At 46.1% G+C, this 25,565-nt stretch carries 27 protein-coding genes and 1 riboswitch; of the genes, 4 read left to right on the top strand and 23 right to left on the bottom strand.

Annotated elements, in window-relative coordinates; all coding sequences use genetic code 11:
• Positions 1–95 precede the first annotated feature (95 nt).
• On the top strand, positions 96–1,001 hold the full coding sequence (locus MHB43_RS09525; RefSeq protein ID WP_237176209.1) for a YitT family protein: 906 nt from the start codon (positions 96–98) through the stop codon (positions 999–1,001).
• Between the two features lie 101 nt (positions 1,002–1,102).
• Here the strand turns inward: MHB43_RS09525 and MHB43_RS09520 are convergent, their stop codons facing one another.
• The 6 genes from MHB43_RS09520 to metA form a co-directional block, all read right to left on the bottom strand.
• A complete protein-coding gene (locus MHB43_RS09520) occupies positions 1,103–2,116 on the bottom strand; it encodes a zinc-binding alcohol dehydrogenase family protein (RefSeq protein WP_339183512.1) in 1,014 nt (337 codons plus the stop codon).
• Positions 2,113–3,090 (bottom strand): aldo/keto reductase, encoded by a 978-nt coding sequence (locus MHB43_RS09515; RefSeq protein ID WP_339183510.1) that lies wholly within the window; start codon positions 3,088–3,090, stop codon positions 2,113–2,115. Before MHB43_RS09515 ends, MHB43_RS09520 begins: the two co-directional genes overlap by 4 nt.
• A gap of 231 nt (positions 3,091–3,321) precedes the next feature.
• Positions 3,322–4,458, bottom strand: a complete 1,137-nt coding sequence (gene mqnC, locus MHB43_RS09510) for a cyclic dehypoxanthinyl futalosine synthase (protein WP_124113707.1) — start codon at positions 4,456–4,458, stop codon at positions 3,322–3,324.
• Positions 4,459–4,699: 241 nt separating this feature from the next.
• Positions 4,700–5,872, bottom strand: a complete 1,173-nt coding sequence (locus MHB43_RS09505) for an aminotransferase class I/II-fold pyridoxal phosphate-dependent enzyme (protein ID WP_339183508.1) — start codon at positions 5,870–5,872, stop codon at positions 4,700–4,702.
• On the bottom strand, positions 5,869–7,056 hold the full coding sequence (locus MHB43_RS09500; RefSeq protein WP_339183506.1) for a PLP-dependent transferase: 1,188 nt from the start codon (positions 7,054–7,056) through the stop codon (positions 5,869–5,871). The genes MHB43_RS09505 and MHB43_RS09500 overlap by 4 nt, the downstream gene beginning before the upstream one ends.
• A 24-nt stretch (positions 7,057–7,080) precedes the next feature.
• The gene (gene metA, locus MHB43_RS09495) at positions 7,081–7,998 is read right to left on the bottom strand and encodes a homoserine O-succinyltransferase (RefSeq protein ID WP_339183502.1); all 918 of its coding nucleotides are present in this window, start codon (positions 7,996–7,998) and stop codon (positions 7,081–7,083) included.
• A gap of 235 nt (positions 7,999–8,233) precedes the next feature.
• Positions 8,234–8,357, bottom strand: a riboswitch (SAM riboswitch).
• 451 nt (positions 8,358–8,808) lie between these two features.
• On the opposite strand from metA, the gene corA reads away from it, so the two are divergent.
• On the top strand, positions 8,809–9,744 hold the full coding sequence (gene corA, locus MHB43_RS09490; protein ID WP_062833460.1) for a magnesium/cobalt transporter CorA: 936 nt from the start codon (positions 8,809–8,811) through the stop codon (positions 9,742–9,744).
• A gap of 70 nt (positions 9,745–9,814) precedes the next feature.
• Here corA and MHB43_RS09485 read toward each other — a convergent pair whose 3' ends face one another.
• The 8 genes from MHB43_RS09485 to MHB43_RS09450 form a co-directional block, all read right to left on the bottom strand.
• Positions 9,815–10,816: an HRDC domain-containing protein gene (locus MHB43_RS09485; RefSeq protein ID WP_339183500.1), complete on the bottom strand. Its 1,002-nt coding sequence runs from the start codon at positions 10,814–10,816 to the stop codon at positions 9,815–9,817.
• Between the two features lie 177 nt (positions 10,817–10,993).
• On the bottom strand, positions 10,994–11,872 hold the full coding sequence (locus MHB43_RS09480; protein WP_047842269.1) for an ROK family protein: 879 nt from the start codon (positions 11,870–11,872) through the stop codon (positions 10,994–10,996).
• 72 nt (positions 11,873–11,944) lie between these two features.
• Entirely contained in the window at positions 11,945–12,631 is a 687-nt protein-coding gene (locus MHB43_RS09475) for an MOSC domain-containing protein (protein ID WP_221822963.1), read from the bottom strand.
• 31 nt (positions 12,632–12,662) lie between these two features.
• Complete coding sequence (locus tag MHB43_RS09470) at positions 12,663–13,769, bottom strand: phosphodiester glycosidase family protein (RefSeq protein ID WP_339183496.1); 1,107 nt, start codon at positions 13,767–13,769, stop codon at positions 12,663–12,665.
• 5 nt (positions 13,770–13,774) lie between these two features.
• Positions 13,775–14,668 carry a 5'-3' exonuclease H3TH domain-containing protein gene (locus MHB43_RS09465; protein WP_017689620.1) on the bottom strand — a complete coding sequence of 298 codons (894 nt, stop codon included), beginning with the start codon at positions 14,666–14,668 and terminating at the stop codon, positions 13,775–13,777.
• A 138-nt stretch (positions 14,669–14,806) separates the two neighbouring features.
• Positions 14,807–15,172, bottom strand: coding sequence for an arsenate reductase family protein (locus MHB43_RS09460; protein ID WP_221822951.1), 366 nt, complete (start codon positions 15,170–15,172; stop codon positions 14,807–14,809).
• A gap of 401 nt (positions 15,173–15,573) precedes the next feature.
• Complete coding sequence (locus MHB43_RS09455; protein WP_221822949.1) at positions 15,574–16,557, bottom strand: RluA family pseudouridine synthase; 984 nt, start codon at positions 16,555–16,557, stop codon at positions 15,574–15,576.
• A complete protein-coding gene (locus MHB43_RS09450; protein ID WP_036610088.1) occupies positions 16,554–17,129 on the bottom strand; it encodes a cob(I)yrinic acid a,c-diamide adenosyltransferase in 576 nt (191 codons plus the stop codon). The genes MHB43_RS09455 and MHB43_RS09450 overlap by 4 nt, the downstream gene beginning before the upstream one ends.
• Positions 17,130–17,277: 148 nt before the next feature.
• Here MHB43_RS09450 and MHB43_RS09445 point away from each other — a divergent pair, with 148 nt between their 5' ends.
• Complete coding sequence (locus tag MHB43_RS09445; protein WP_074094303.1) at positions 17,278–17,889, top strand: DedA family protein; 612 nt, start codon at positions 17,278–17,280, stop codon at positions 17,887–17,889.
• 85 nt (positions 17,890–17,974) lie between these two features.
• Here the strand turns inward: MHB43_RS09445 and MHB43_RS09440 are convergent, their stop codons facing one another.
• From MHB43_RS09440 to MHB43_RS09410, 7 genes are all read right to left on the bottom strand, one after another.
• Positions 17,975–18,517: a bifunctional adenosylcobinamide kinase/adenosylcobinamide-phosphate guanylyltransferase gene (locus tag MHB43_RS09440; protein WP_076209196.1), complete on the bottom strand. Its 543-nt coding sequence runs from the start codon at positions 18,515–18,517 to the stop codon at positions 17,975–17,977.
• 37 nt (positions 18,518–18,554) lie between these two features.
• On the bottom strand, positions 18,555–19,106 hold the full coding sequence (locus MHB43_RS09435; RefSeq protein ID WP_310333874.1) for a hypothetical protein: 552 nt from the start codon (positions 19,104–19,106) through the stop codon (positions 18,555–18,557).
• Positions 19,107–19,274: 168 nt separating this feature from the next.
• Complete coding sequence (locus MHB43_RS09430) at positions 19,275–19,496, bottom strand: aspartyl-phosphate phosphatase Spo0E family protein (protein WP_176872852.1); 222 nt, start codon at positions 19,494–19,496, stop codon at positions 19,275–19,277.
• A gap of 187 nt (positions 19,497–19,683) precedes the next feature.
• Positions 19,684–20,892, bottom strand: coding sequence for an aminotransferase class I/II-fold pyridoxal phosphate-dependent enzyme (locus MHB43_RS09425; RefSeq protein ID WP_036610094.1), 1,209 nt, complete (start codon positions 20,890–20,892; stop codon positions 19,684–19,686).
• A gap of 13 nt (positions 20,893–20,905) precedes the next feature.
• The gene (locus MHB43_RS09420; protein WP_024628343.1) at positions 20,906–21,406 is read right to left on the bottom strand and encodes an Lrp/AsnC family transcriptional regulator; all 501 of its coding nucleotides are present in this window, start codon (positions 21,404–21,406) and stop codon (positions 20,906–20,908) included.
• A gap of 159 nt (positions 21,407–21,565) precedes the next feature.
• Positions 21,566–21,925: a spore coat protein gene (locus MHB43_RS09415; RefSeq protein ID WP_405131831.1), complete on the bottom strand. Its 360-nt coding sequence runs from the start codon at positions 21,923–21,925 to the stop codon at positions 21,566–21,568.
• A gap of 81 nt (positions 21,926–22,006) precedes the next feature.
• Entirely contained in the window at positions 22,007–22,240 is a 234-nt protein-coding gene (locus tag MHB43_RS09410; protein WP_047842262.1) for a hypothetical protein, read from the bottom strand.
• Positions 22,241–22,337: 97 nt separating this feature from the next.
• Between MHB43_RS09410 and MHB43_RS09405 the strand changes: the two genes are divergently transcribed.
• Positions 22,338–23,558 (top strand): FAD-dependent oxidoreductase, encoded by a 1,221-nt coding sequence (locus tag MHB43_RS09405; RefSeq protein WP_339183488.1) that lies wholly within the window; start codon positions 22,338–22,340, stop codon positions 23,556–23,558.
• Between the two features lie 95 nt (positions 23,559–23,653).
• Here the strand turns inward: MHB43_RS09405 and MHB43_RS09400 are convergent, their stop codons facing one another.
• Positions 23,654–24,868: an MFS transporter gene (locus MHB43_RS09400; protein WP_339183486.1), complete on the bottom strand. Its 1,215-nt coding sequence runs from the start codon at positions 24,866–24,868 to the stop codon at positions 23,654–23,656.
• Positions 24,869–24,997: 129 nt separating this feature from the next.
• Positions 24,998–25,564: a hypothetical protein gene (locus tag MHB43_RS09395; protein WP_221822938.1), complete on the bottom strand. Its 567-nt coding sequence runs from the start codon at positions 25,562–25,564 to the stop codon at positions 24,998–25,000.
• Position 25,565 lies beyond the last annotated feature (1 nt).

The following is a 25,565-nucleotide window of genomic DNA, read 5'->3' as shown; positions in this document are numbered from 1 at the left end:
ACAGACATACTAACGTACTTCGCGGCTCTTACGCCGATCTTTCTGTGACTAACCCAGGGAGAATGGCTCGAAAGCCGCACTAAGGAGGATGACCTATGAAAGCACCTCTGATATCGGCTAATCCGGTGCCAAACACCGTCAAGACCAGGATATCGTCTACCCGCCGCTGGTTAAACCTGTTTCTCGTTATTGCGGGCGGAATTCTGGCCTCCGTGGGACTTGAATTGTTCTTACACCCCAATAAGATTATTATTGGAGGCATTACCGGCATTTCCTCACTCTTCGCCCACTGGACCGAAATGAGGATTGGATTGTTCCTATTTTTATTCAATGTTCCGTTTATATTTCTGTCTTACAAGATTGTGCAGAAGAAATTTGTACTGGTTACTGTTCTGGGTCTGGTTGTCTTTTCGATCGGTGCCATTGTGCTTCATCCTATGCCGCCACTTGTAGAGCATCCGCTGGCTGCCGCCATGTTTGGCGGATTATGCCTCGGACTCGGAATTGGGCTCGTCGTGCGGTATGGTGGGACACTGGATACGCTGGAAATCGGTGATCCGTCTTCCCGCCCACCTGAACGTGTATTTAGCGGAAAACGGATGCTTATCGAAAAAATAATCATGCTGCTTAACTTGTTGATACTGACAGCCGCTGGTGTTGTCTTTGGCTGGGACCAAGCGATGTATTCCGTAATTGCCTACCTTATTGCTTATGAAATGGTGTACATTGCGTTCAGGGGCTTTTCTTCCAAACGCAAAGTATGCATTTTGACCACACAAAGCTCTCAAGTTGAAAAAGCTGTACGCAAACGGCTACGCCGTGAACCTGGAACGCTGGAAGCCACTTCTGACTCAACACAACTTGCTATGGCTGAAGGATGGATCAGGCAAATCCCGGGTGCACTTTATTATGAGGTACATGTGCTGGAGATGATCTGGTTGAAGTCCATTGTTCGTCACATTGATCCACATGCGGGCATTGTGACGAATCCGGAAAAATAATGGTTAAAAAAACAAAAAAACGCTCTCTTACCCTATGGATGAACAGTATTGTCCACCAAGGTCAGAGAGCGTTTTTTTTCTGTTATTATAATTAATTTTTATTATAGCTCAACGATGGCTTTGACTACATGTGAATCTGGCAATAGCCATTGGTCTATTGCAGTAGGTAACTCATCAAATTCCACTCGGTGTGTGATATACCCATCCATGCTTATTTTCTTTTGGCGCAGGGTTGACAGGACTTGATCAAAATCTTCACGGGTTGCGTTTCGACTACCCAGGATACTCATCTCCCGCTTGTGAAATTCGGGGTCATGAAAGGTAATATCTGCTTTCACCAGTCCCACAAAAATAAGTTGTCCACTATGCGCCACATATTGAATGGCCTCATTCATGGAATTCACGTTACCTGTTGCATCAAAGACAGCTGTAGCATAGTCGCCTCCCGTGATTTCAGCCACATGCTGCACAGAATGTTCATTCGCCTGAACCAAGTCATCCGCTCCAGCCCAAGTCCGGCTAAGCTCCAGCCTGTCCAGATTACGATCAACGGCAATAACACGTGCTCCCGCCTGTTTGGCAAATGCCATCACACCCAAGCCAATGGGGCCAGCTCCAATCACAACCACATGCTCACCAGGCTTGATTCCCGCTCTTCTGACGGCATGGGCTCCAATGCTTAATGGTTCTACCATTGCCGTCTCATCCAACGTCAACCCTTCTGCTGAGAGCAGATGTGAGACAGGCACGCTGATTCTTTCTCTCATGCCTCCGTCTACGTGTACACCCATGACTTGCATGGACGCACAACAATTGGTTTTTCCATTGCGACATGCAATACAGTGACCGCAATGCAGATACGGAATAATACTTACCTGATCCCCAGGCTGTAACCCAGTCTCGTTCGGACCGATTTCTTCAATAACAGCCGCCAGTTCATGACCCAGAACACGAGGATAGGTGAAGAATGGCTGGTTGCCTTTGTACGCATGCAGATCCGTTCCACAGATCCCAATCCGCCGAATGGCAACCAACGCCTCTCCTTCTGCTCGTTCTGGTTGAGTCAGGTCCTGGAGCTTCAATTGATCTATTCCTTCACATACAATGGCTCTCATCGTTGTTCCCCCTTGGATGCTTCTGCTGTCGTTTTGCTTGGCTTCGTATTATATTCAGGTCGTCCGCTTGACCATGTCTCGTTATGCAATGGAGCCAGAATGCGCAGCACTTCATCCAGCAGGTTCTGATCTATCGGTTCCTCTATCCAGGCTGCATTATTGAGGATATTGCGCTGGCTGGCACTGCTCACCAGTGTTGTCGGAATTCGTTCATTCGACGTGGAGAATTGCACGGCCAGCTTGGCAATGTCACTGCCTTGTTCCGCACAGAAGCGGGCAGCCTTCAGGCAGAGCTGTTTCACACGATCATCTGCCGGATGCCAGGCTGGAGCGCCTCGGGTACTCAACAAGCCCATAGAAAGAGGCGAAGCATTGACAAGGCCAATTTCTTTTTTTTCCAACAGGGGTAATAACGATAATAATGAGGTATCATTCAATGAATAATGACAATACGATATGATCGCATCCGCATCGATCTGTGGCAGAACCTTCTCGAACAAAGGCAAGGGTAATCCACATATGCCCGCATGTCGTATAACTCCCTGCTCTTTCAGACGCAGCAACGTTGGAAAAGCTTCTTCGATAATAATCTCTGCTGGCACAAATTCAATATCATGCAGGAACAGAATGTCGATATAGTCTGTATGCAGTCGATCCAGGCTCTCTTGCACGCTATCCAGAATCCGCTGACGTGAAAAATCAAACTCATTTTCCCCATACCGTCCGGCTTTGGTTGATAACATATATGAACTGCGGGGCAAGCTGCGGATGGCTTCACCCAACACTGTCTCCGCCTTTGTCAGCCCGTAGTAAGGCGAAACGTCTATGTAATTCATCCCCGCATCTACAGCCGCATGTACAGTGCGAATCCCTTCGTCCCGGTCAATGTCACGAAATACAGAACCGAGTGAGGATGCTCCAAAGCTCAATACAGGTACGTCCAGTTCCGTCTTGCCAAGTATTCTTCTCTTCATCGGTTTACCCCTTCCAGCATGTCTGACTACACAAGTTCCCTTTCATTGTAACAGTTCAATTTCAATATAAAATATCGCCAATTGCCTAACATGTACTGTTTGATGACCTCGAACCGCAGAAGAAATCAAAAAAGCCCGCCGTCTCTCCAAACGGAGTAGTCAGCGGGCTTGGCTTCATAAATACTAATCTACCGATCAGCATTTATGGGAGTAGTATTCAAATAATCAGAATTAGTTCTGCATTACAAAATCTTCATGCACGGAATTCTCTTCATCGAACATGCGCACGATGTCGTAACGGGTGTTACGCTGAGCCGGAATATAACCTGACTCTCGAATCAAACGCAGAATGGATTCAATGTTAACTTTGTAAGTTGCACCAGCAGCAGATACAACGTTCTCTTCAATCATGGTGCTACCGAAGTCATTACAGCCAAATTCAAGGGACTTCTTACCGATCTCAGGACCCATCGTTACCCAAGAGGACTGAATGTTCTTGATATTATCCAGCACCAGTCGGCTGATGGCAACAGTCTTCAAGTACTCTTCTGGCGTCTGACGCTCCAGTTTGAGATTTGTATTATCCGGTTGGAACGTCCACGGAATGAACGCCAGGAAACCTTCGGAATCATACTTGTTCGCAATACATTCATCCTGTGCTTCACGTACACGGAGCAAGTGCAGTGCACGCTCTTCCATCGATTCACCAAGGCCGATAACCATCGTTGCGGTGGTGTTCATACCGATGCGGTGTGCAGTTTGCATAACGTCCATCCAATCCCGCCATGACCCTTTCAAGCGACTGATTTTCCGACGTGTGCGATCATCCAGAATTTCGGCACCGCCACCAGGCAAGGAATCCAGTCCAGCTTCGTGAATAGCACGAACAACCTCTTCCAATGTAAGGCCATCGGATACTTCAACCATTTTCATAATCTCCGCTGGGGAGAAAGAGTGCATCGTGATGTTTGGGAAACGCTCTTTGATGGCTTTCAACAGGTCTGTATAATAGCTGAAAGGCAAGTTTGGATTCGTTCCACCTTGCATCAAAATCTCGGTACCATTCACATCTTCCGTTTCCTGAATCTTCTGGAAAATAACTTCGTCCGGAAGTACATAACCTTCATCCGAGCCAGGTCTGCGGTAAAAAGCACAAAAACGGCAGTACACATCACACACGTTCGTGTAGTTGACGTTACGCCCGATTACAAATGTTCTGTATGGTTCAGGGTGCATGCGTTTCATAATGACATTAGCAGCAGCCCCGATTTTGTCCACTTCATTGGATTCAAATAGCTGAATCGTGTCTTCCAAGTCCAAACGTTCGCCCCGAAGGGCTTTATCTAAGATACGGTCTACCGTACTCATCGTAAAAAAGCCTCCCTCATGAAGAGAAATTATATAACGATCCGTCCCAACTTGTTCAAGAGAAGCAAGTTCTGGTGGCAACATCGTATTTCTGTACTCCACATATCGTAACACAGGTTACATGTGAAAAAAAGCACCTTATGTACAGGTGCTTTAAAAATAAGTAAAAATTTTTACATATGGAAAAGAATTATTTCGAACTTAAGTGATACGCATCGGCGTATTCGGTCATCCACTTTTGCTAGGATTCCTGAAGTGCTTGTTCCAAATCTACAATCAGATCTTCGATATCTTCCAGACCTACAGAGAAGCGCAGCAACCCATCTGTAATGCCACGGTCACGGCGAACCTCAGCCGGCATTGCAGCGTGAGACATCATCGCTGGGTAGGACAGAATACTCTCCACAGCTCCCAAGCTTACAGCAACAATGGGGAGCTTCACCCGGTTAAGAACTGCTTTTGCACGATCACCTGAACCGACGTCAAATGAAACGACAGCTCCATATCCTGTGGACTGCCGCTCATGTGCCTCACGGCCCGGATGATCCTCAAGTCCTGGATAAAAGACAGCGGTAATATCACTGCGCTCATTAAGCCATGCCGCCAGTTTAGCTGTGCTCCGTTCACTATGAGCCATGCGAGCCCCCAAGGTTTTCATCCCGCGCATCAGAAGCCAGGATTCTTGTGCCCCGAGTACAGTTCCAAGTCCATTTTGCAACTGTTTCAGTTGTACGCCAAGTGATTCCGTGCGAGCAACGGCTAACCCTGCCAGTACATCACTGTGACCTCCGAGAAACTTCGTAGCACTATGTACGACGATGTCCACACCAAGCTCGATTGGACGCTGATAATACGGTGTCATAAAGGTGTTATCCAGAATCGTGATCAGGTCATGTTCCTTCGACCAGTCAGTTACAGCAGCGATATCCGTAATCCGCAGTGTAGGATTGGACGGTGTTTCCATATAAACTGCCTTGGTGTTTGGCTTGAGTGCCGCTTTTACTTCATCTATATTGGTCATGTCTACAAAGGTTGTCTCAATCTGCATACGGCTTAATATGGAAGTAAGCAAACGATACGTACCTCCATATACGTCTTCCGTCACAATCATGTGATCCCCTGCGGAGAACATCATGAACACGCTTGAGATCGCAGCCATCCCCGAAGAATAGGCAAAGCCTCGTGCGCCGCCCTCCAGCAATGTGATGTAATCTTCCAGAGCCTGACGTGTCGGATTACCCGAACGACTGTAGTCATGCTGAGGCGGATTGAAGATATCAAAATGGTGGAAGGTTGATGCTTGATAGATCGGTACACTGGAGGCTCCAGTCGTTTTGTCAATTTCATCTCCAAAATGCAGCAATTTGGTATCAAATTTCAACTCGGAATTGGGCTTGTTGTTGGAATCACTCATGAGTGCACGCCTCCTTCCACTTCCTGTTGTGCAGCTGTCAGAGCATTGCCGAGATCTGCAATCAGATCATCCGCATGTTCAATGCCTACGGAGAACCGGAGCAGACGATCATCCACACCTACGGCTTCACGAATTTCAAGCGGAATATCCGCATGAGTCTGTACTGCCGGATAAGTCATGAGTGATTCAACTCCGCCGAGACTTTCGGCAAAAGCAATGAGTTGGATATGACGCAGCAACGGTTCAACATAACGTGCATCCTTCACTTTGAAAGAGAAGATACCTGTGTTACCCGTGGATTGTTTGTTCTGTATCTCATACCCCGGATGATCGGATAGGCCTGGATGATACACTTCAACCACCGCTGGGTGCTCAAGCAAGTATTTAGCAATCGTAAGTGCATTGTGCTCATGACGCTCCATGCGAAGAGCCAGCGTTTTCATACCTTTCATCAACTGGTAGGAGTCACTTGGAGATAATACCGCTCCAATGGAATTATGCAGGAACGCCATCTCTGCAGATAACGCCTCACCTTTGGTAATAATTAGTCCGGCGAGCACATCATTGTGTCCGCCCAGATATTTGGTAGCGCTATGAATGATGATATCGGCACCCAGTTCAATCGGACGTTGGAAAAATGGAGTCAACAACGTGTTGTCAACAATGGTCAACAGGTTGTAACCTTTCGCCCAGGAAGCAACGGCTTCCACATCGGTGATCATCATCAGTGGATTGGTTGGTGTCTCAATAAATACAGCTTTGGTATTCGGCTGACGAACCTTCTCCAGTGCTGCAAGGTCATTCGTATCCACATAACTAGCAGTTACGCCGAAACGGGACAGAATACGTTCCAGCAGACGATAGGTTCCACCATACAGATCCAGCGATACAATCAGATGATCCCCTTGACCAAACATGGCAAAGATCGTTTGCAGCGCGGCCATTCCCGAGCTACAGGCAAACCCTGCATCACCGGACTCCAGCGCTGCGGCGGCTTCTTCCAATACTTTACGGGTTGGATTAGTCGTACGAATATAATCAAATCCCGTGCTTTGTCCAAGCTTCGGGTGGCGAAACGCAGTGGATTGATAGATCGGAAAGTTAATGGCGCCTGTTACCGGTTCATTGATGGACCCAATTTGTGCTAAGCGGCTTTCGATTTTCAACTTGTTGTTGTCTTCCATTGCTGCATCCTCCTGTAATCTCGATTAGATTTGCGGGCCAATATCGTAAGGTGTTTCTTGATACACATAGTAATTGAGCCAGTTAGAGAATAATAAGTTGGCATGAGCGCGCCAAGTAGCCGGTGGCACACGGGAAGGGTCGTCATTCGGATAATAATGTCTAGGCAATGCGATATCCAACCCTTTGGCTGCATCCCGGTCATACTCCCATTTTAATGAGAACGGGTCATACTCGGCATGTCCTGTGGCAAAAATCTGTTTGCCGTCTTTGGTAGCAACCAGGAAAATCCCCGCTTCCTCGGATTCAGCCAAAATCTCTAAATTCGTATTCTTTTCAATATCTTCGCGTCTCACTTCCGTATGACGGGAATGTGGAACGTTGAATACTTCATCGAACCCACGCAACAACGGAACATGTGGTTTATTGATGGTATGTGGGAAAACCCCAAAACACTTCTCATCAAGTGCAACCTTGGGTACGTCAAAATGATGGTATAAACCCGCCTGGGAAGCCCAGCATATGTGGAGGGTTGAAGTCACATTGGTTTTGGTCCATTCGAAGATTTCCTGGATTTCATTCCAATAGTTCACGTCTTCGAAATCCATCTGTTCCACCGGTGCACCCGTAATGATCATTCCATCGAAACGGCGGTGCTCAATCTCATCAAAGGTTTTATAGAACAGATCCAAATACTCCTGAGACGTATTCTTCGACGTATGGGATTTGGGATGTACGAGAACGACATCCACCTGAATAGGCGTGTTTCCCACCAGACGAAGCAATTGTGTTTCGGTCGTTTCCTTTGTGGGCATCAGGTTTAATATAGCGATACGGAGTGGACGAATATCCTGCTGATATGCAGAAGTTTCATCCATGACGAAGATATTCTCTCCTTCAAGTACTTCTTTTGCTGGTAGAGTATCGGGTATTTTGATTGGCATATAAATCTAACTCCTCCTTGTGCATAGATAGATGCAGCCACCCCTGGCTTGATGTCTTCACATCAATACAGTTATAGACTGCCTTGAGCTTGTAAAAACATTGAATTGCTCTTTCATCCAACGTTACAAACAACCTCAAGTTCCTTAGCGAAAATCACTGCTGAGAAGTCGGGGCATATAACAAAGACCTTCCTCGGATTTCGAGAAAGGTCATATGTAAAAAAGATATGCGCCTCTCTCATCTCTCAGTTACAACAGTGCCACTTGACACTTAGTCGCTGCAAGAATTAGCACCGTGCGGTATACCGCCGGTTGCCGGGTTTCATCGGGCCAGTCCCTCCACCTACTCTTGATAAGATTTCGCTGTATTAGATTGTAATTAAATATGGTTCACCGTCTACTTTATTACATTAATGCCCTCACGTCAAGATGCAGTTCGATGTCTGCTTCCCAGATCGGAACCGTTCATCATCCATTGTCATACACTGCCTCAGGGCGCGAAATAGACACATTTTTGCGCTTGAAAGCACCTTGTACCAGCGGTATACTAAACAAGGTGTTATAAACCCTTATGTGAGAGGTGACATATTAAATGGATGGCGACCCGAGGCCTGACTGGCAGCCGAATTCCGACAAACTGCATAGAGAATTGACATCAGCATGCCGGCAGCGGGACGTGACTTCCGTTTGATTATATAGTGAACGCAGCCCTGATCTCCAGGCTCCGCTGCCGACCGGCTGATTTGTTCTTTTTGCGCCCATAATGATAATATCCGCCAAGTTGGCGGGTGCAGAAGGAGTAGATTAACGATGAAAATCCGGTTGGTAAACAACGGTGTATTTATTCCGGTGGACGACATTCAGCAGGCGCTGACTCCACCAGCGGAAGGATTTTACTGGATTGATGCAGACGTAGACGATTTGGCGGTACTTCAGCCGCTGTTCTTAATGCATGATCTGGCTGTGGAAGACTGTCTTAGTGACGAAGAACAACGTCCGAAGATTGAAATTTATGAGAACCATTATTTTATTGTGATTAATAGCATCCGTTTCGATGATGAAGAGATATTTCTACGTGCGGTCAACCTGTTTCTCGGCAGACATTTCATTATTAGTGTTACCAAGCAAAAGGTCAGCGAATTGCGCACACTGAAACCAATCCTGTGGGAACAGGAAATCAGTACACCGGATCGTCTGCTGTATTTGCTGGTTGACTTGATTGTTGATAATTATTTCACCGTAGGTGACCGAATCGAAGCACGGATCGAGAAGCTTGAGGAAGACATTCTGATGCACACCAAAAAGTCACATCTAAATGAGATTATCGGGCTGCGCAGTGAGATTCTGTGGCTGAAAAAAGTGCTTGGACCTCAGAAAGAGGTCATTAACACCCTGAACAAAAAAGATCTGCGTCTCATCGATGATCAACTGCAAAAATATTTCAGTGACATCTATGAGAATGCTGTAAAAATATCTGAAACCTTTGAGACTTATCGCGACCTGATGGGCAACTTGCGAGAAGCCTACCAATCCAGTATTGCGAACCGGGCGAATGAGATCATGCGTGTATTTACCGCTATTACCACGGTCTTCATGCCGCTGACGGTCATTACGGGTATATACGGCATGAACTTTACGAATATGCCAGAGCTTAACTGGAAATACAGCTATTTTGTTGTGATTGGCCTGATGGTTACCCTGGGCCTGAGCATGTTCTTCATTTTCCGCAAGAAAGACTGGGTATGAACTCATATGAAATAACAAAGACGAAGCGCTCCTCCGGGAGAAACGCCTCGTCTTTTTTCATTTCTGATCATTAACCAGCATTCTTCTCTGTCTCTGCGTGCCGACGAAAGCGGATTCGAATCATGCGCAGTCTTTCATAGACCTGCTCCAGACTTCCTCCATCGGGTTTCTCTCCTCCATACACCTTATGTAATACTGGCTTCAGGAACGTATCTCCCAGCTCCTCATACGCACTCCATACGGCCTCTTGTTCGTTCTCTGGCATCACTGCCAGCTCCACATCAAGAAGACAATCGGTGTCATAACCTTCGAGATCCAGTGTCTCCAACAGCTCAATCAATTCGCGTCGGGATAATCCGGATCGATTAACAATCTCTTCTAACGTATATCCTTCCTTCATGCCTTCAAGCACCTGCTTGCGCGTGGTGAACTTATCCAGTTCCTGCTTGTACTTCTGCTCTCTCTGCTTGTATAACCAACTCTCATACTCTTCTTCCTTCAGCGCCGTATATACCCAGTCCAGCGGGAATGTCGTTGAACGCTCCAACCCGCTTGTAATCTCCATCCATTCCGTACCATACTCAGTCGCTTTGCTCTCTCCTACGCCCGGCAGTTGCATCAGTTCATCCAGCGATTGCGGAACAAAGGCACTGATCAAACGCAGCAGACGATTTGTTGCAACAAAATACGGTGCCTTCCGGTCAGAAACAGCTCTCTTCCTGCGCCATGTGCACAGATCCGTATATAACTGCTCATTGCCGTATAGTTCACTGTAGCAATGGAGCCGCTGACCACCATAACTGCGTGACTTCAGATCATCATTCTCATGAAATAACCCCTGCAACTGCGGTCGGTACCCCTCACTCATCTGTATGGCAAGCTGAAGACGGTAAATATGAAGCAGCTCCTCCCAAGAAGTCCCTTCATACCAGATGCTGTCCTCACGCTCTCCTTCCTCGTAGCGACTCCATCCCAGCTGCCAACTATCTTCCTCTTCCCCAATCCATAGCTGTGCATACTCTGCATTCTGATCTGACATTTTGGACAATCTGTTCATGAAAATGACTTCCATTTTCTGTTCCCTCCCTTTAACATTTCAGCCTATACGGGTTAGTTATACTACCTACAGGCAGCACAAAAAAACACCCCTCCTGCAAAATCCATGCAAGAGAGGTGCTTCCTCATTAACCGTACTATGCTGTTGCCCATATCATACCACAATGGTAAAATTCGTCAATCCCTTAATAACCTATTTATTCAATGCCAACTTGGCAAGCGCCAGTGAACCACACAGACCCGCATTGTCTCCAAGTCCTGGTGAAACAACATACTGGTCAATGTCGGATTGAAGCGCCGGATGCTGAACGTACCCTGCCAGCAACTCCTGCAGTTTGCTACGCACCATCGGGAACAAATGCTCCTGCTTCATTACTCCGCCACCCATGACGATTTTCTGCGGAGAGAGAATCAGGACATAGTTCATCAGTGCGTGTGCCAGGTAATGCGCTTCGATCTCCCAAGCTTTATGATCTGCAGGCAGTTCATAAGCCGGTTGCTCCCAACGTTTGTTAATGGCTGGTCCTGCTGCAAGACCTTCGAGGCAGTCACCATGATACGGACAGAAACCTTCGTATGTATCCTCCGGATGTCTGCGTACAATGATATGTCCCATCTCAGGATGTGACAATCCATGGACCATTTTACCGCCAACCACAGCGCCAGCACCAATGCCTGTACCCACAGTGATATACAGACAGCTCTCAAGACCTTGTGCAGCGCCCCAGGTTGCTTCTCCAAGTGCTGCACCATTCACATCCGTATCAAATGTCATCGGTACATCAAAATGCTCCTTGAGCTTGCCAATCACGTTATACTGTCCCCAATGTGGTTTTGGTGTTGTTGTGATATAGCCATATGTTGGGCTTCCTTCAATCGGATCAATCGGACCGAATGAACCTACACCCAGAGCTTCAATGCCTTTGCCTTCAAAAAATGAAATCACTTGAGCCATTGTCTCTTCCGGTGTTGTTGTTGGAAAACTTACGCGTTCCAGAACTTCTCCGTTCTCTGTGCCAATACCACATACAAATTTGGTTCCGCCTGCTTCAATTGCGCCTAAGATCGTCATGTTAGTCACACTCCCAAGTTAGTTTAAAAAGGAATTCGGATTACTTTACTTGATGACACAATAATTACCCTGCTACTTGTTCTCCAGCTTGGACAACCGTTTCATTAACGTCTGCCTCCAGCTGTCTGACAGCGCAGGTATGGCCAGTAACGCCTGAATATCTTCCATATCTTCTTTCCCCTGATGCATAATTCGATTGGCTTCAAGAACCGTCATGGATGAAGGATCGGTGCTGATTCGTCGAAATATCGATGAAGGCCGAACCTCCCCTTCTTGCAGTACACGAAAGTAAAAGCCGGTATGTCCACTCTCCTGAAAATAAACAGGCAACTCCTTATAGTCATACCTCGCACCCAGTTTGAAGCAAGGTTGTCTGGGCTGACTGACCTGTACTGTGGCTTCGCCCAACTCGTACACATCACCAATCCGGACATCTTCTTCGGCACAGCCTTCAACTGTCAGATTTTCTCCACAAGCTCCCCAGTTCAGCTTGCGATCCATCAGCTGTTCCAGCACCGTATAACGACTGTAATCGTATACACAAACGGCTTTGTCAGGGCCGCCATGATGCACCAGATCCGCCTGCGCGTCCCCTGTCATTCCAGTGAATGACAGGAAAACCGCGTCGGATACAGGATGTTTCACAATGCCGCTCAGCACTTCACGCTTCTGCCCAGGGAGCGGCTGCGGCAACCCTACATTAATGGCCAGAACAGCTGTATTACCCTCCCCTGGCTTTCGATCAGATGTGAGTGTCATTTGCGTCATACCTCCCAATAATCACTTTCTTTTAACGCACAGAGCCGCCAAATACCAGTGTATTACTCAAGAGCCGGCCTGGAGAAGTCAGCATTTTGCCCCCGGCATACATACCCGAGGAAGCACCGCCATCCAGATTCATGGCCTGTTTGGCACCAAGCTTCTGCATCACCGCTGCCCACTCCTTGATTGTTGCTCCGGAAACGGTAGCCAGCATAACAGAACCGTCCGCCATAATCGCAATACCACTTCTGGCTCCGGAAGCATTAAGAATCTTGGCATCCTTGAAACCTTCGCTCGTCGGATTGACAGCTACCTTACCGTCTTTTACCAGACGTGGTCCTGCCCCAACAGCAGTCACTACATCTTGCCAAGGGATCTCTTTGCCTGCTGCGTTCGTATACTTATAATTCATTTCTACGGTTGAACCAACGGTGAAACGATCCGAAGAAGACTTTTGGTTGCCTGTAAAGACCAGTACCGAGCCATTCTTAGGAATCGCTACATTTGTATTGGGCACTTTTTTGGTCACGATACCTTTCTCCATGACAACCGCAGTGCCACCTTTGAACCCGACTGTGGCACCTCGTTCAGGCGTATACAGCATTGTTATGCTCGCGTTCGCTGAAGGTGTTCGATTAATAAAGGTGGCATACCAACTGCGTGATTTACCTTTTGTATCCGTTACTTTACCTGTCAAACTCACCTGAAGTGAATCCATGATCGCTGAGCCGTCTTCCTTAAATCCGATGGATGTTCCGTATCTTCCAATATGTATGACCTTACCATTTGCTATTAACATACCGTATGGATCTGGTGCTCCGTTATATGCTTCAAAAAATGCTCCGTTAATGGCTGCTTGCGCACCATAGGCTTTCACAATCGATGGCAATGTTGCCGTCTGGCCAACTTGCTTCTTCGCGAGTCCCACGGTAACCGGTGTTCCCTTTGGAATCGAAACGGTCTGTACGGTAAAATTACGTCCTGCTGCTTTTACTTTCTGTACTTTGGTGCTAATTGCTGCTTTGGCCTCCACTGTCTGTGGTGCACTTACTGCTCCCGAAAGAATTACGGGCAAGGCCAGGACGAGGGCCATAGCCCCTGTCCACCACTTTTTGCCTGTTCGTACGTTCTGCATGTTGCTCACCCTATTGCCACTCCCATCCAAGAGCCAAGGCTCTTCATCTCAAGTTGTTCAAACTTGTCCATCACCATATCCGGATCAAGACGCAATTCACAGATATCCAGCGCACAGGCAACCGGAACAGCACAATGAATCTCTGCCAGTTTGCGGGACAGATGAAGCATGTCCAGATCATTCTCAATCTTGTTACGCACCGAAGGGGTCAGTTTATCCATGTTGCTCAGAATCCCTTCAATGGAGCCGTATTCCTGTACAAGCTTCAACGCTGTTTTCTCACCAATTCCCCGCACTCCAGGATAATTGTCGCTGGCATCTCCCATCAGACCCTTCATGTCAATCACTTGACGAGGTGTCAGTTGTTTCTCAGCCATGAGCGTTTCAGGGTTGTACACCATGTAGTTGCCATGGCCTTTTTTCATAATAATGATACTTGTGCGATCATTGATCAGTTGCAACATGTCGTGGTCACCCGTCAGTACCATAACATTCATATCTGTCTCTTCGGTATAATACTTCGCAAGCGTCCCGATACAATCGTCGGCTTCGAATCCTTGTGCACCTATATTCGGAATACCCAGGCTATCCATGACTTCACGAATCAGAGCAAACTGGGGAATCAGGTCGTCCGGAGCTTCGGCCCGGTTGCCTTTGTAAGCTGCATATTCTTCACCGCGGAACGTCTTACCGCCCATATCCCAACAACATACGACATGACTTGGCCCAAAAGTCTGAACCGCATCCCAGAAATAACGGATAAATCCGTAGACTGCGTTGGTAGGCAATCCTGCCTTTGTACGTCTGATATATCCGCTTGCAGATGTCGCATAAAAAGCACGGAACAACACCGCCATACCGTCTACCAGCAACAAAGTAGGTTCATTACGTTGATTCACTTGAATTTGTTCTCTCCTATCTAAATCTAGCATATAAAATACGAAACTAATTCTATCATTATAGCATAGTTCCGCCAACCATCGTTCAGCCAAAAAAGCCCTGAATTTTGAACAATTCAAGGCTGACATTCAGCGCGTTTATGCGTTATTCCATTCCTGCTCGTACGTTTCTTCCTTGAATCCAACCGTCACCTTTTCTCCATCCGTAACGATCGGACGTTTGATCAGACGACCATTGGAAGCCAGTAAACGAATCTGTTCATCAGCTGACATGCCTGGCAGCTTGTCCTTCAGTTGTTGTTCTTTGTACACTTCTCCGCTCGTATTAAAGAACTTTTTCACTTCGAGCCCGCTCTGTTGGATGAGTTCTGTTAGTTCAGATTCGGATGGTGGTGAGTCAAAAATAGGGATTAACTCCAGCTCATGTCCTTGAGCTTCAAGCCATTTTACAGCTTTGCGGCATGTGCCGCATTTGGCATATTGATATACTTTTAAGTTACTCATTTATTTGCCTCCTATTGTGTGGCTCCGGTTTCGACTTCTCGCTTCCCTTGGTTTGCTTCGCAAATCCAAAAGTCGCTCCAAATCGATACCATCGCCATGCAACTTTACTGACTTTGGCGAATGAGATCAAAAACACACATTCGCTATATTTTTTGGGTCAAAATCTTACAGTTTTTATATCCTTAAAAGCTTTTGAGATTTGAATTCTTGAAATATTTAACATGAAATGGGTAAACATCAATACATTAAACCATAAAGATTAGCCTACGGCATGTTGTTCGGGTGCATAAAGCATCCCTCACACAAGTTAGCCAACTAGCGTTGACTGACAAGCAGGACGGGCTTTGCACAAAACTACGGCAAAGCCGTCATTTCTTAGGGAAGTGATTTGACGCTTTCTCCTAGAGCATCTCCCTTGGAGCTGCCTCATCATTCAAACGCTTCTCCAGCGCAGCCATATCTGCTGGTAAAGGAGCCTGGAACGTTATGCGTTCCTGTAGAATGGGATGTTCGAACGTCAGCTCACAGGCATGCAAGGCCTGGCGTTCGATCCAGCTGTCCCGTTCATCCCGGACAACCATGGTCTGCTCATCGATCTCGTGCACAGGTAGTGTCTTGTACATTCGATCACCGATTAATGGACAGCCGATGGACGTCATATGTACCCTGATCTGATGGGTTCTGCCACTTTCCAGCTTGAGGCTTATCGCACTGGCGCTGCCCCCTGACCAACGTGTTACGGTCGTGTACAACGTTCTTGCAGCATAACCATCAGGTGTTACGATTCGGCGGTGTGGCTCTTCAGGATCGCGGTCAATCGGTCCGTCCACCGACCCTTGTTCCGGGACAGGGCTGCCGTGCACAAGTGCAATATATTTCTTGTCCACTGTTCCAGCGATCATCTGTTCAGAGACATGTTGATGGACATAAGGGTTCTTGGCTATAGCAAGAACACCTGACGTTTCCTGATCAAGTCGATGAATCGGTCTAAACCGAAAGCGCTCGCCCTTGGTTTTCCAGTAATGAACAACGCCATTTGCCAAAGTACCCGTATAATGTCCATGCGTCGGATGAACGATGATGCCCGCATCCTTGTTAACAATAAGCAAGTGCTCATCTTCATACAAAACGGTAAATGGAATAGGTTCAGGCAAAATATCATCCGATTCCTCTTGCTCCATCCGAACTTCAACGACATCACCCGCAGCTACCTTCACGCTAATATACACGCGCTCTCCATTTAACATGACGCCTTGTTCAGTCAGCTTGATTTTGGACAAAAGCTTACGCGACACCAGCAGCCGGCGCTGAAGCACGGTCTTCAGCAGCCAGCCATCTTCTTGTTCGGTCACCGTGTAGACAATCGGCGAATAATATTGGCTCATTCTTTGCGGCGGAATACTTTTTTGCTCCGCACATATTCAATATCCGCCACCTGTTGTCTCGCGTTGGCCGTCCGTGCAACCACGAAGAAATAATCAGACAGTCGGTTTAGATACCGTCGTACAGACGGATTAATATCTGTATGTTGTCCAAGTGTTACCGTGCGACGCTCTGCGCGACGACATACAGTACGGCACACATGAAGAGCAGAAGACAGCTGACTGCCACCAGGAATAATGAACCGTTCCACTTTTGGATTCTCAGCATCATACTGGTCAATCCATTGTTCCAGACGTGTGACCATCTCATCTCTCACCTTATATTTGGTTTCACTAATCTTCACAAAGGCCAGATCCGACCCGCAATCAAACAGTTCCTGCTGAACTTCCAGCAGATGTTCACGCAGATCTTCGAATTCCCCTTGAGCCGAGTCAATAAGGCTGATCGCCTGGCCTACAAAACAGTTCAATTCATCAATCGTGCCATAAGCCTCAACTCGGTCATCATCCTTGATGACGCGTCCACCGATGACCGAAGTCTGTCCTTCGTCACCTGTTCGTGTATATATGCCCATCGTTATCCCTCCAATTGGTAATATAATAATGAATACGGGAATGCCATTTTTTCAGAAACCCGTCTATCGCTTGACACGTATAGAAGAATTGGTGTGCTCTGCCGAGTATACGACAAATCAAAGGAAACCAAAAGTAAAGGAGACGATTATGCAAAACTGGATAACCGATTTCATGGAACAATACGGCTACATAGGCATCGCACTCATTATTGCTCTTGAGAACGTATTTCCCCCGATTCCATCCGAAATTATCCTACCGTTTGGCGGATTCATGACCACCTATACCAGTCTCACTATTCCAGGAGTTATTATCGCCGCAACTATTGGCTCTGTCCTTGGTGCTGTGATCCTGTATGGTATTGGTCTACTCATTGACGTCGAACGCCTTGAGAAAATTGTGGAACGTTGGGGACATGTTCTGCGCATCAAAAAAGAGGATATTCACCGTGTCGATGCATGGTTTGACAAATATGGCATGTGGACCGTATTATTCTGCCGAATGGTTCCCCTCGTCCGTAGTCTTATCTCCATTCCCGCAGGCATGTCCAATATGAAATTTGGTTTATTCCTTCTCTTTACAACCATTGGTACATTAATCTGGAATGTCATTCTTGTCTGTGTTGGTGCTGCGCTTGGCGCATCATGGGAGAGCATTTTGCACTTTATGGACGTCTATTCCATTGTAGTGTACGTCATTCTGGCCATCATTGTCATCGGATGTATCATCTGGTGGATCAGACGTAGCAAAAAGCAGAAATAAAAAGGATAGCTTAATAAATAAAGCCTCCTCGCCACCAATTCGTGGTTAAGGAGGCTTCTTTATGTCACCCGTTTATGTCATCTCGCTATCGTTCATCTTCATTTCGCATGCCCTGACTTTTAAGATCGATAGCCAGACCGGATACCAGCATGTACATCTTTTCAGCATGTATCTGCAGCATCCGGTTCACCGAAGCCATTCTCGCTGTAAATATTCGTTCTTCCTCGGTAGGATGCAATGTACCATGCATCTCATTGGTAATCACAAGCAACTTCCCCTGATAAGACAATAAAGCATCAAGCAAAAGCTGTGTCTCTGAACGCTGATGATCCAGATCCTCTGTTGCCCTGAAACCGGCAGCCATCCAGGAGGTCAGACTGTCTACAATTACAATTCGCTGATCCGCCAAAAACAGATTGGATTCCCGATTAATCTGGGTGATCACCTCTGTCAGATGCTGACCGTTCCCGGCATGAATGGCACGATAATGAGCGGATGGCAATTCGGGAATAACGGGATCATGATCACCAGTGGATAAATATACACCCTCCCGGCTAATTCCAGCTGCGTACTTGAGGGCAAACCGGGTTTTACCACTACCTATGCCGCCTGTGACCGTAATCAGCAATCCGCTTCCCTCCTTCCATAGCCATTCTGAATTTTCTTTACTCTGTCAGCGCCTTCAGCACTTTTTTGGATTCTTCGACATTGGAAGATGACACTGGAATGGTGGCGAACAAATTGCTCGCAGCATATTCTACATCTTTAAACATTTTCATATCTTCGAGCGGAATGCCGTAAAGATGTGATTCTTGCTTGATGTCTGAACCTTCATCTCCTTCACCCTTCTCTACCAAAACTCCACCCTCAAATACACCCCGTTCAAACTTCTTGGGATCAAAAGTATCATCCAGCGGAACATTGGAGCCATTACTTCCGTATTGTTTCATGTCGGACTCAGGCAAAATAAAGATATCATGTCCTCCAGCCGCATACTCTACCATAATTTTCTGAACATCATACATCGCACTGGTGATCACTTCTACCTTGGGTTCCTCACCCAGTTTCTGTTGTAGATTGGCCTGTAACTGCTCTGAGATTACAGATGGATTTCCTTGGTTATCAATGATGAATATGGAAAAACCATCTTTACCTCCACAACCAGCAAGCAGAAAAACGATAGAAATGATTGCAGTAAGCCCCCAAAATCTCTTCATTCCAGTTCCCCCTTTAGTCTCCTATGTCCAATATATCACAATTGTTCCACGCAAAAAAATAACCTGGCTTATCGGGGAATCACCTTGCCTTTACGCACAAAAAAAGAAGACCTTCTCAGGTCTCCCTTTCTAACTCAATTAATGAAACGTTTCAATCCAGCATAAACGTTATTTTCCTTTAATCGGGTTAGCCTTCATATATTCATTAATCTTTAAATCCAGCAAACTGCTGATTTCAATTACAATATCGGATGTGAATGATTTCTCTTCGAGGAAGATCTGTTCCATCTTGCGACGAAGCATATGAATTTCATCTTCCAAGGAAATGTCATGCAAAGATGCGTTATCGGGTTTCACCGACCATCGGTCGCCATGATCGCCTTCTGCCAGATAGTGCCCACGATTCGTCGGTAAATCATATTCAACACAAAACAAAGCTAACCCCTCCTTGGAAAAATGGTTTCCAAATTTATGAAAACTTATTTCAAATTGAAATTATATCACATTATTTTGTAAAAGAAAGTTATTTTTATCCAATATAACCATGCCACATTTGTAAAAAGATTCTACTTTAGTATTAACCCTCTTTTTGCAGTTTGTAAACAAAGTTTCCGATTCGTTCCAAAGCTTCATTTAATTGGGTTACAGAAGTAGCATAAGAGCAACGCAAGAAGCCTTCTCCCTGAGGACCAAAAACATTGCCCGGAACAGCAGCCACTTTATTCTCCGTTAACAATCGTTCAGCAAACAGGTCGGAACTCATACCCGTCTTTTGAATGCTCGGGAATGCATAGAATGCTCCCTGAGGTTCATGACAATCAAGTCCAATATCCCTGAATCCCTGCACAATTAAACGTCTACGCTGATTATACGATTCTACCATCCGATCTTTCTCACCCAAACCATTCGTCAACGCTTCAAGTGCAGCAACCTGACCCATGGCCGGCGCACACATTACCGTATACTGATGGATTTTGAGCATGGCTGCAATAAGCTCAGGATGACCACACATGTACCCAATCCGCCAACCTGTCATTGCAAAAGCCTTTGAAAATCCACTTACGAGAATGGTCCGCTCCTTCATGTCAGGGATAGCTGCAAAGCTAACATGTTTTTGCGTATACGTCAATTCAGCGTAAATTTCATCCGCGATCACAATCAGATCATGCTTTTTAATCACTTCAGCAATAGGTAGCCACTCTTCATACGTCATGATGGCTCCAGTGGGATTACTCGGATAACACAGAATAACCACTTTCGACTTCGGTGTGATGCCAGCTTCAAGTGCTTCGGCAGTTAACTTAAACTGATCTTTCGCGTAGGTTTCAACACCAACCGGTATACCGCCACCGATTGAAGCGATTGGTGAATAAGCCACGTACGAAGGTTCAGGAATGAGAATCTCGTCGCCAGGTACGATTAATGCTCGCAAAGCCAAGTCAATCGCTTCACTGCCACCCACGGTAACAATAATCTCATCCTTGGGATCGTATTTGGTATCAAACTGCGTATCCAGATATTCACTGATGGCTTCTCTCAACTTCGGCATACCTGCGTTGGATGTGTAGCTGGTCATGCCTCTTTCCAGCGAGTATACACAAGCTTCACGCATATGCCAAGGGGTAACAAAATCAGGCTCACCCACACCCAATGTGATAATATCCTTGTTGTCTCCAACCAGATCAAAAAATTTACGAATTCCGGATGGAGGTATCTGCTGCACGAGAGGTGCCAGATATGATGTCATTTTCTTGTTGTTCCCGGTTGTCTGTTCATTCACTATCATGACACATCTTCCTTTACGGCGAGATCATGAGACGGTTGTCTTCCTGATGGTCTTCAAAAATAATCCCGTCCTGCTTATATTTTTTAAGAATAAAATTCGTTTTGGTTGAAAGTACAGAGTCAATCGGAGACAGTTTCTCCGACACAAAATTAGCGACTTCACGCAGGTTGCCACCTTCCACTTCAACGAGCAGATCGTATGCGCCTGACATGAGATATACGGACTTCACTTGCGGGTATAGATAAATGCGCTCAGCAATTCCTTCAAAGCCACGACCACGCTCCGGCGTAATCTGCACCTCAATCAGGGCCGTTACTTTCTCATCATCTATTTTACTCCAGTTCACGACGGTTGCGTATTTCACGATGACGTGGTCTTGTTCAAGCTGTGCCACGGCGTTCTTGATCTTGTCTTCCGACTCCCCCAGCAGCGTCGACAGCAGTGCGGGAGTCCTTCTCGCGTCTTCCTTTAGAAGATCCAGAACTTTTAATTGCAGATCGTTCAAATCTTTCATGGTTTTCCCTCCAGCGTCATCCAGGTTCCTGAAAATGAATTAATACTTATATTACATGAATTTAACGTTGATGCAAAGACAAAAGACCGCCTGCCCTGAATTCAGGCAAGCGGTGGTATGGTCCTGGATCGTTAGGTGCTCAAACCTCTTATACACAGGTTACATGTAATAAGGGTTACCGTAATTCGGCTGATGCTGAGGCACATTAGGAGCTTGGCTATATGAACTGTTCTGCATGTTCTTTTCTTGAATGAATTGCTGACACTTCTGTTGGGTCTGTTGTGCAGACTGGATTTGTTTGTCCACATCCTGACGAAGTGCTTTGGATGAAGCGGAATACATGTTGTTTTGTTGCATCAGGTTGAACAATTCACCTTGCAATCTTAATGTATCGTTCGTTAACTCATTGAACATTCTACGAGTTGTGGGACAGGAAGATTCAGTAGTTGCTGTTGTATATTCACGTGAAGTTCGTCTTAAATCTGCAAGAATCGACTTCAACAAATCTTGTTCTTGCATAAAATTCCCACCAGATGACAAAGATTGAGTGTACACTTATTTTCCTCCTATGCTTTGGAATAACTTGTCGTGTTTTGAGCTTTACTGTGATTGCGCTGGTGCAAGAGATTGATGTTGCTGTAACGCATTGACAAGAGTATTCAGATGCTGCTCATGTGAGCGAACATAATGATTCAGTGCCTGTTGAATTTGCGGATTATGTGTGATGGAGGCTGTAGCTGCACATTGTTTGATCAGCATTTCCTCATTGGAAATTGAATCCGCGATATAGTTTAGTTCCTTGGGGCTCAGTGCTTGCATTTGTGAATTTTGCATGTATGTCTGACCTCCTTAACCTAAAGTTAATGCGAATTTATTGTTACCCTAACCTGAAAAAGTATACTTCAACTACATTCTACAGAGGTGATTAATTGTGGAACTTATTAACGGGGAAACGTTTTGGCCAACCACCTTTGATTCCCATCCCCATTATCCTGTTTTGAAAGAAAATCTGTCCTGTGATTGCCTAATCATCGGCGGTGGAATGGGAGGCGCACTCTCTGCCAAGCTTCTGATAGATCAGGGGATTGATACCGTTGTTATTGACAAAAGAGATATCGGTCATGGCAGCAGCATGGCAAATCTGGGCCTGCTCCAATATACGAACGACAAAACGCTCACCTCTTGTATCCAGACATTCGGAGAAGAACGCGGTGTTCGATTCTACGAATTATGCCGTGATGCCATGCAACATCTCGAAAAAATTTCATCGAAGCTTGAGATTGATCCTTGGTTTGTGCCTCGCACAAGTCTGTATTGCGCCAGTCACGAGGAAGATGTACCGTTGCTGGAGGAAGAATATCGTAACCTGAAGCATTATGGATTTGATATAGAGCTGTGGGATCAGGAAAAAATCAGTGCAGTGTTCCCGTTCAGCAAACGTGCTGCACTATACACAAGCGGAGATGCTGAGGTTAATCCGTTTCGTTTGGTTCACTCACTATTCCATTCAGCCTCACGTCAAGGAGCAAGAGTCTACGCTCATAGTGAATTAACCCATTGTGATTATGATGATAATGGTGTCCTATGTTACACACCTGATGGCACTGTACGTGCCAAACATATTATTTTCTCAACAGGCTATGAAACACAAGAAATCAAAAAGGACAGAGGCGCATACCTTCAAAGCACATATGCTATCGCTACCAAGCCACTACAGGATCTGAGCAGCTGGCATAAGCGAAGCTTGATATGGGAGACCGAACGACCTTATCTATATATGCGCACAACTCCAGACGGAAGAATTATTGCTGGTGGACTTGATGAGAATCGTCCTCGAGAAGAACAACGGGCGATCAAGGCGATTCATAAAGGTGAGATTTTGTTACAGAAGATTGCCGAGTATTTCCCATTACCTGATCTCGAAGTTGATTACGCTTGGGAAGCTGTTTTTGGAAGCACCCATGATGGTCTTCCGCTAATCGGTTCACACCCAGACTATCCGAATTCGTACTTTGTTGAAGGGTATGGAGGCAACGGTACCGTGTACAGTATGATTGCTGCCTCTCTCATTGTGGATGCCATTACGGGCAAACAGAACCCTGACATGGATCTATTCTCACTTACACGTACAAGTAAACCATCTCCTGTATAACCACCAACTGAACCAATACAACGACAAACAGGGTTACAGCACACGGAAAGTTCTCTTTTCCCGCCGCTGTACCCTGTTTATATATTTGAAAGTTGCTAAGCCGAGGGGTCTTGCCCTTCCGTTCGATTCAATAACTTGCGCATAAAGATCCATCCAATGAGCGGAAAAGCACCCAGAACGATAATAAGCCAGATTAACATGCGCAGGGACGGACTATTCATGACCGTTATAATAAATATGATCAACCCAAAAAGTCGGCCAACCATCAGACACAACTCCCTCAATACGACAAGTTCAACCCTTTTCTCCACATTTTCGTCACTCGTGCCCATCATGTCGAATCCCGCTGATATCATAGGTAAAATATACAATGGCATCGCAACTGCACTTCCAATCCCCATGATTAACAGCGTAACATAGGTCACTTTCCACAGAAGAGGAATCAGCACAATCAGCAGAATCAGAGCTCCGATGAACATGCCTCTGGATCTATACTGTGGTTTGGACCATTTCCCTACTGCCCAATAACTTATTAATGCCACAGCAGAAGTGATGAGTGAGAACTGTCCCAACTTATACTCCTGTGCAGTAGCCACGTATACAAGCAGTGCAATCAGAAAGGCAAAGACCCCTTCACGCGCACCCTGAGCGAACAAACCCAAAGCCAAGGTCTTCCAGGGACTATCCGGTTTGGATAACTGTATCCAAGGCTCGGACCAGCGGTATGTTCCGCTCACCTTTCTCTTTTTCAGAAAAAAGCTAAACACTACCGCTATGACATAAATAACGAGTGATACCGTGAAGATGAGTCGATATCCTGTATTGTCCGCCATTCGGGTAATAATCAGACCAGAGAACCATGGGCCTATAATTCCTGTCATCGAGCCAAGTAATCCGACCCAGCCATTGAATAGATCCCTGTTTTCCCGATCCGTTATTTCAAAATACACAACATTAAATGCGATCCAGAACAGCCCCAGGGAACAACCCAGTAGTATACCCAGAGGCCATATCCAGTCTACAGCTTTGGAACCAGCCCAGAGGACTATCATATAAAATATGCCGGACAGCGCAGTACCTAATCGTAGTGCACTCATTTTATTGTGTTCCTTGACCCATTTGCCAGCAAGCCAGAATGTCAGTCCAATGGCCAGTTGCTGGCTGAGAGTGAACCACCCCAACATGGCATAATCCGGACGGCTTTTCCACAGAAACACATTCAAAAAGGTTCCCGACAACGCTCCGGCTAACGCAAACAATCCATTCACGCCCAAAAGCAGAATGGATTGTCGGCCTAAAGTAATCTTCATCTGCTCCTCCTTCATCCACCTGAAATGAACTGTGCACAGGTAGGTCTTAGGGTTAACGTGCCCCAAGCAAGAGGAAAACATGATGAATCTTTAGGATTGCTATGAAGTTGGTTAGAATCTCCGAAATATTTATTCCTGTGTGCTCAGGTTCTTAATCAGACGCAGACGATCTTCCTCAGACAGACTGTACTGAACTTGGAAACATCCCGAGCATACATAGGTCAATACCTTAAACGGTGGTGACAATAGTGACCCTTCGCCTGAAGCTGCGTTAGCAACTGGAGTAAAGTTATCCTGCGTTGCAGCTTGAGTACCAGCAAGAATCATGAATTCCCGACAATTCGGGCACTCGGGTACTTCTTCCTGATGATCAAGTTGCTTCTGGACACCTTGTTCATATTGAATCAGGTCATTACCTTCATCCGCGTATTTGGTTAACGTTCGCAACTCCGGCAATTTGAGCTCAACTTCATCCCCCCACAGATCTGAAAGATCCGTAGTCTGTTTATCATCGTTTGCATGATCCACATCATAGATGTCGTCTTCAGCTTCATCTTGCTCTTCATCTCCGATGTCAATGTTGAGTGTACGATATCCCTTCAATTCATTGTGGCAATATGGACACTCTTCTTCAGGACCGAGTTCCTCATCCCATACAATCTCCGTTTGACACCAAGGGCATACTGTTGTCTCCATA

Source organism: Paenibacillus sp. FSL H8-0317, from assembly GCF_045040685.1.
In the GTDB taxonomy this organism is placed as follows: domain Bacteria; phylum Bacillota; class Bacilli; order Paenibacillales; family Paenibacillaceae; genus Paenibacillus.
This window is presented reverse-complemented; position numbering and strand designations above follow the sequence as displayed.

Bases quoted from the DNA above. Each gene is read 5' to 3' on its own strand.
- MHB43_RS09525 (WP_237176209.1), top strand. From the start codon at position 96: ATGAAAGCACCTCTGATATCGGCTAATCCGGTGCCAAACACCGTCAAG.
- MHB43_RS09520 (WP_339183512.1), bottom strand. From the start codon at position 2,116: ATGAGAGCCATTGTATGTGAAGGAATAGATCAATTGAAGCTCCAGGAC.
- MHB43_RS09515 (WP_339183510.1), bottom strand. From the start codon at position 3,090: ATGAAGAGAAGAATACTTGGCAAGACGGAACTGGACGTACCTGTATTG.
- mqnC (WP_124113707.1), bottom strand. From the start codon at position 4,458: ATGAGTACGGTAGACCGTATCTTAGATAAAGCCCTTCGGGGCGAACGT.
- MHB43_RS09505 (WP_339183508.1), bottom strand. From the start codon at position 5,872: ATGAGTGATTCCAACAACAAGCCCAATTCCGAGTTGAAATTTGATACC.
- MHB43_RS09500 (WP_339183506.1), bottom strand. From the start codon at position 7,056: ATGGAAGACAACAACAAGTTGAAAATCGAAAGCCGCTTAGCACAAATT.
- metA (WP_339183502.1), bottom strand. From the start codon at position 7,998: ATGCCAATCAAAATACCCGATACTCTACCAGCAAAAGAAGTACTTGAA.
- corA (WP_062833460.1), top strand. From the start codon at position 8,809: ATGAAAATCCGGTTGGTAAACAACGGTGTATTTATTCCGGTGGACGAC.
- MHB43_RS09485 (WP_339183500.1), bottom strand. From the start codon at position 10,816: ATGGAAGTCATTTTCATGAACAGATTGTCCAAAATGTCAGATCAGAAT.
- MHB43_RS09480 (WP_047842269.1), bottom strand. From the start codon at position 11,872: ATGACGATCTTAGGCGCAATTGAAGCAGGCGGAACCAAATTTGTATGT.
- MHB43_RS09475 (WP_221822963.1), bottom strand. From the start codon at position 12,631: ATGACACTCACATCTGATCGAAAGCCAGGGGAGGGTAATACAGCTGTT.
- MHB43_RS09470 (WP_339183496.1), bottom strand. From the start codon at position 13,769: ATGCAGAACGTACGAACAGGCAAAAAGTGGTGGACAGGGGCTATGGCC.
- MHB43_RS09460 (WP_221822951.1), bottom strand. From the start codon at position 15,172: ATGAGTAACTTAAAAGTATATCAATATGCCAAATGCGGCACATGCCGC.
- MHB43_RS09455 (WP_221822949.1), bottom strand. From the start codon at position 16,557: ATGAGCCAATATTATTCGCCGATTGTCTACACGGTGACCGAACAAGAA.
- MHB43_RS09450 (WP_036610088.1), bottom strand. From the start codon at position 17,129: ATGGGCATATATACACGAACAGGTGACGAAGGACAGACTTCGGTCATC.
- MHB43_RS09445 (WP_074094303.1), top strand. From the start codon at position 17,278: ATGCAAAACTGGATAACCGATTTCATGGAACAATACGGCTACATAGGC.
- MHB43_RS09435 (WP_310333874.1), bottom strand. From the start codon at position 19,106: ATGAAGAGATTTTGGGGGCTTACTGCAATCATTTCTATCGTTTTTCTG.
- MHB43_RS09425 (WP_036610094.1), bottom strand. From the start codon at position 20,892: ATGATAGTGAATGAACAGACAACCGGGAACAACAAGAAAATGACATCA.
- MHB43_RS09420 (WP_024628343.1), bottom strand. From the start codon at position 21,406: ATGAAAGATTTGAACGATCTGCAATTAAAAGTTCTGGATCTTCTAAAG.
- MHB43_RS09415 (WP_405131831.1), bottom strand. From the start codon at position 21,925: ATGCAAGAACAAGATTTGTTGAAGTCGATTCTTGCAGATTTAAGACGA.
- MHB43_RS09410 (WP_047842262.1), bottom strand. From the start codon at position 22,240: ATGCAAAATTCACAAATGCAAGCACTGAGCCCCAAGGAACTAAACTAT.
- MHB43_RS09400 (WP_339183486.1), bottom strand. From the start codon at position 24,868: ATGAAGATTACTTTAGGCCGACAATCCATTCTGCTTTTGGGCGTGAAT.
- MHB43_RS09395 (WP_221822938.1), bottom strand. From the start codon at position 25,564: ATGGAGACAACAGTATGCCCTTGGTGTCAAACGGAGATTGTATGGGAT.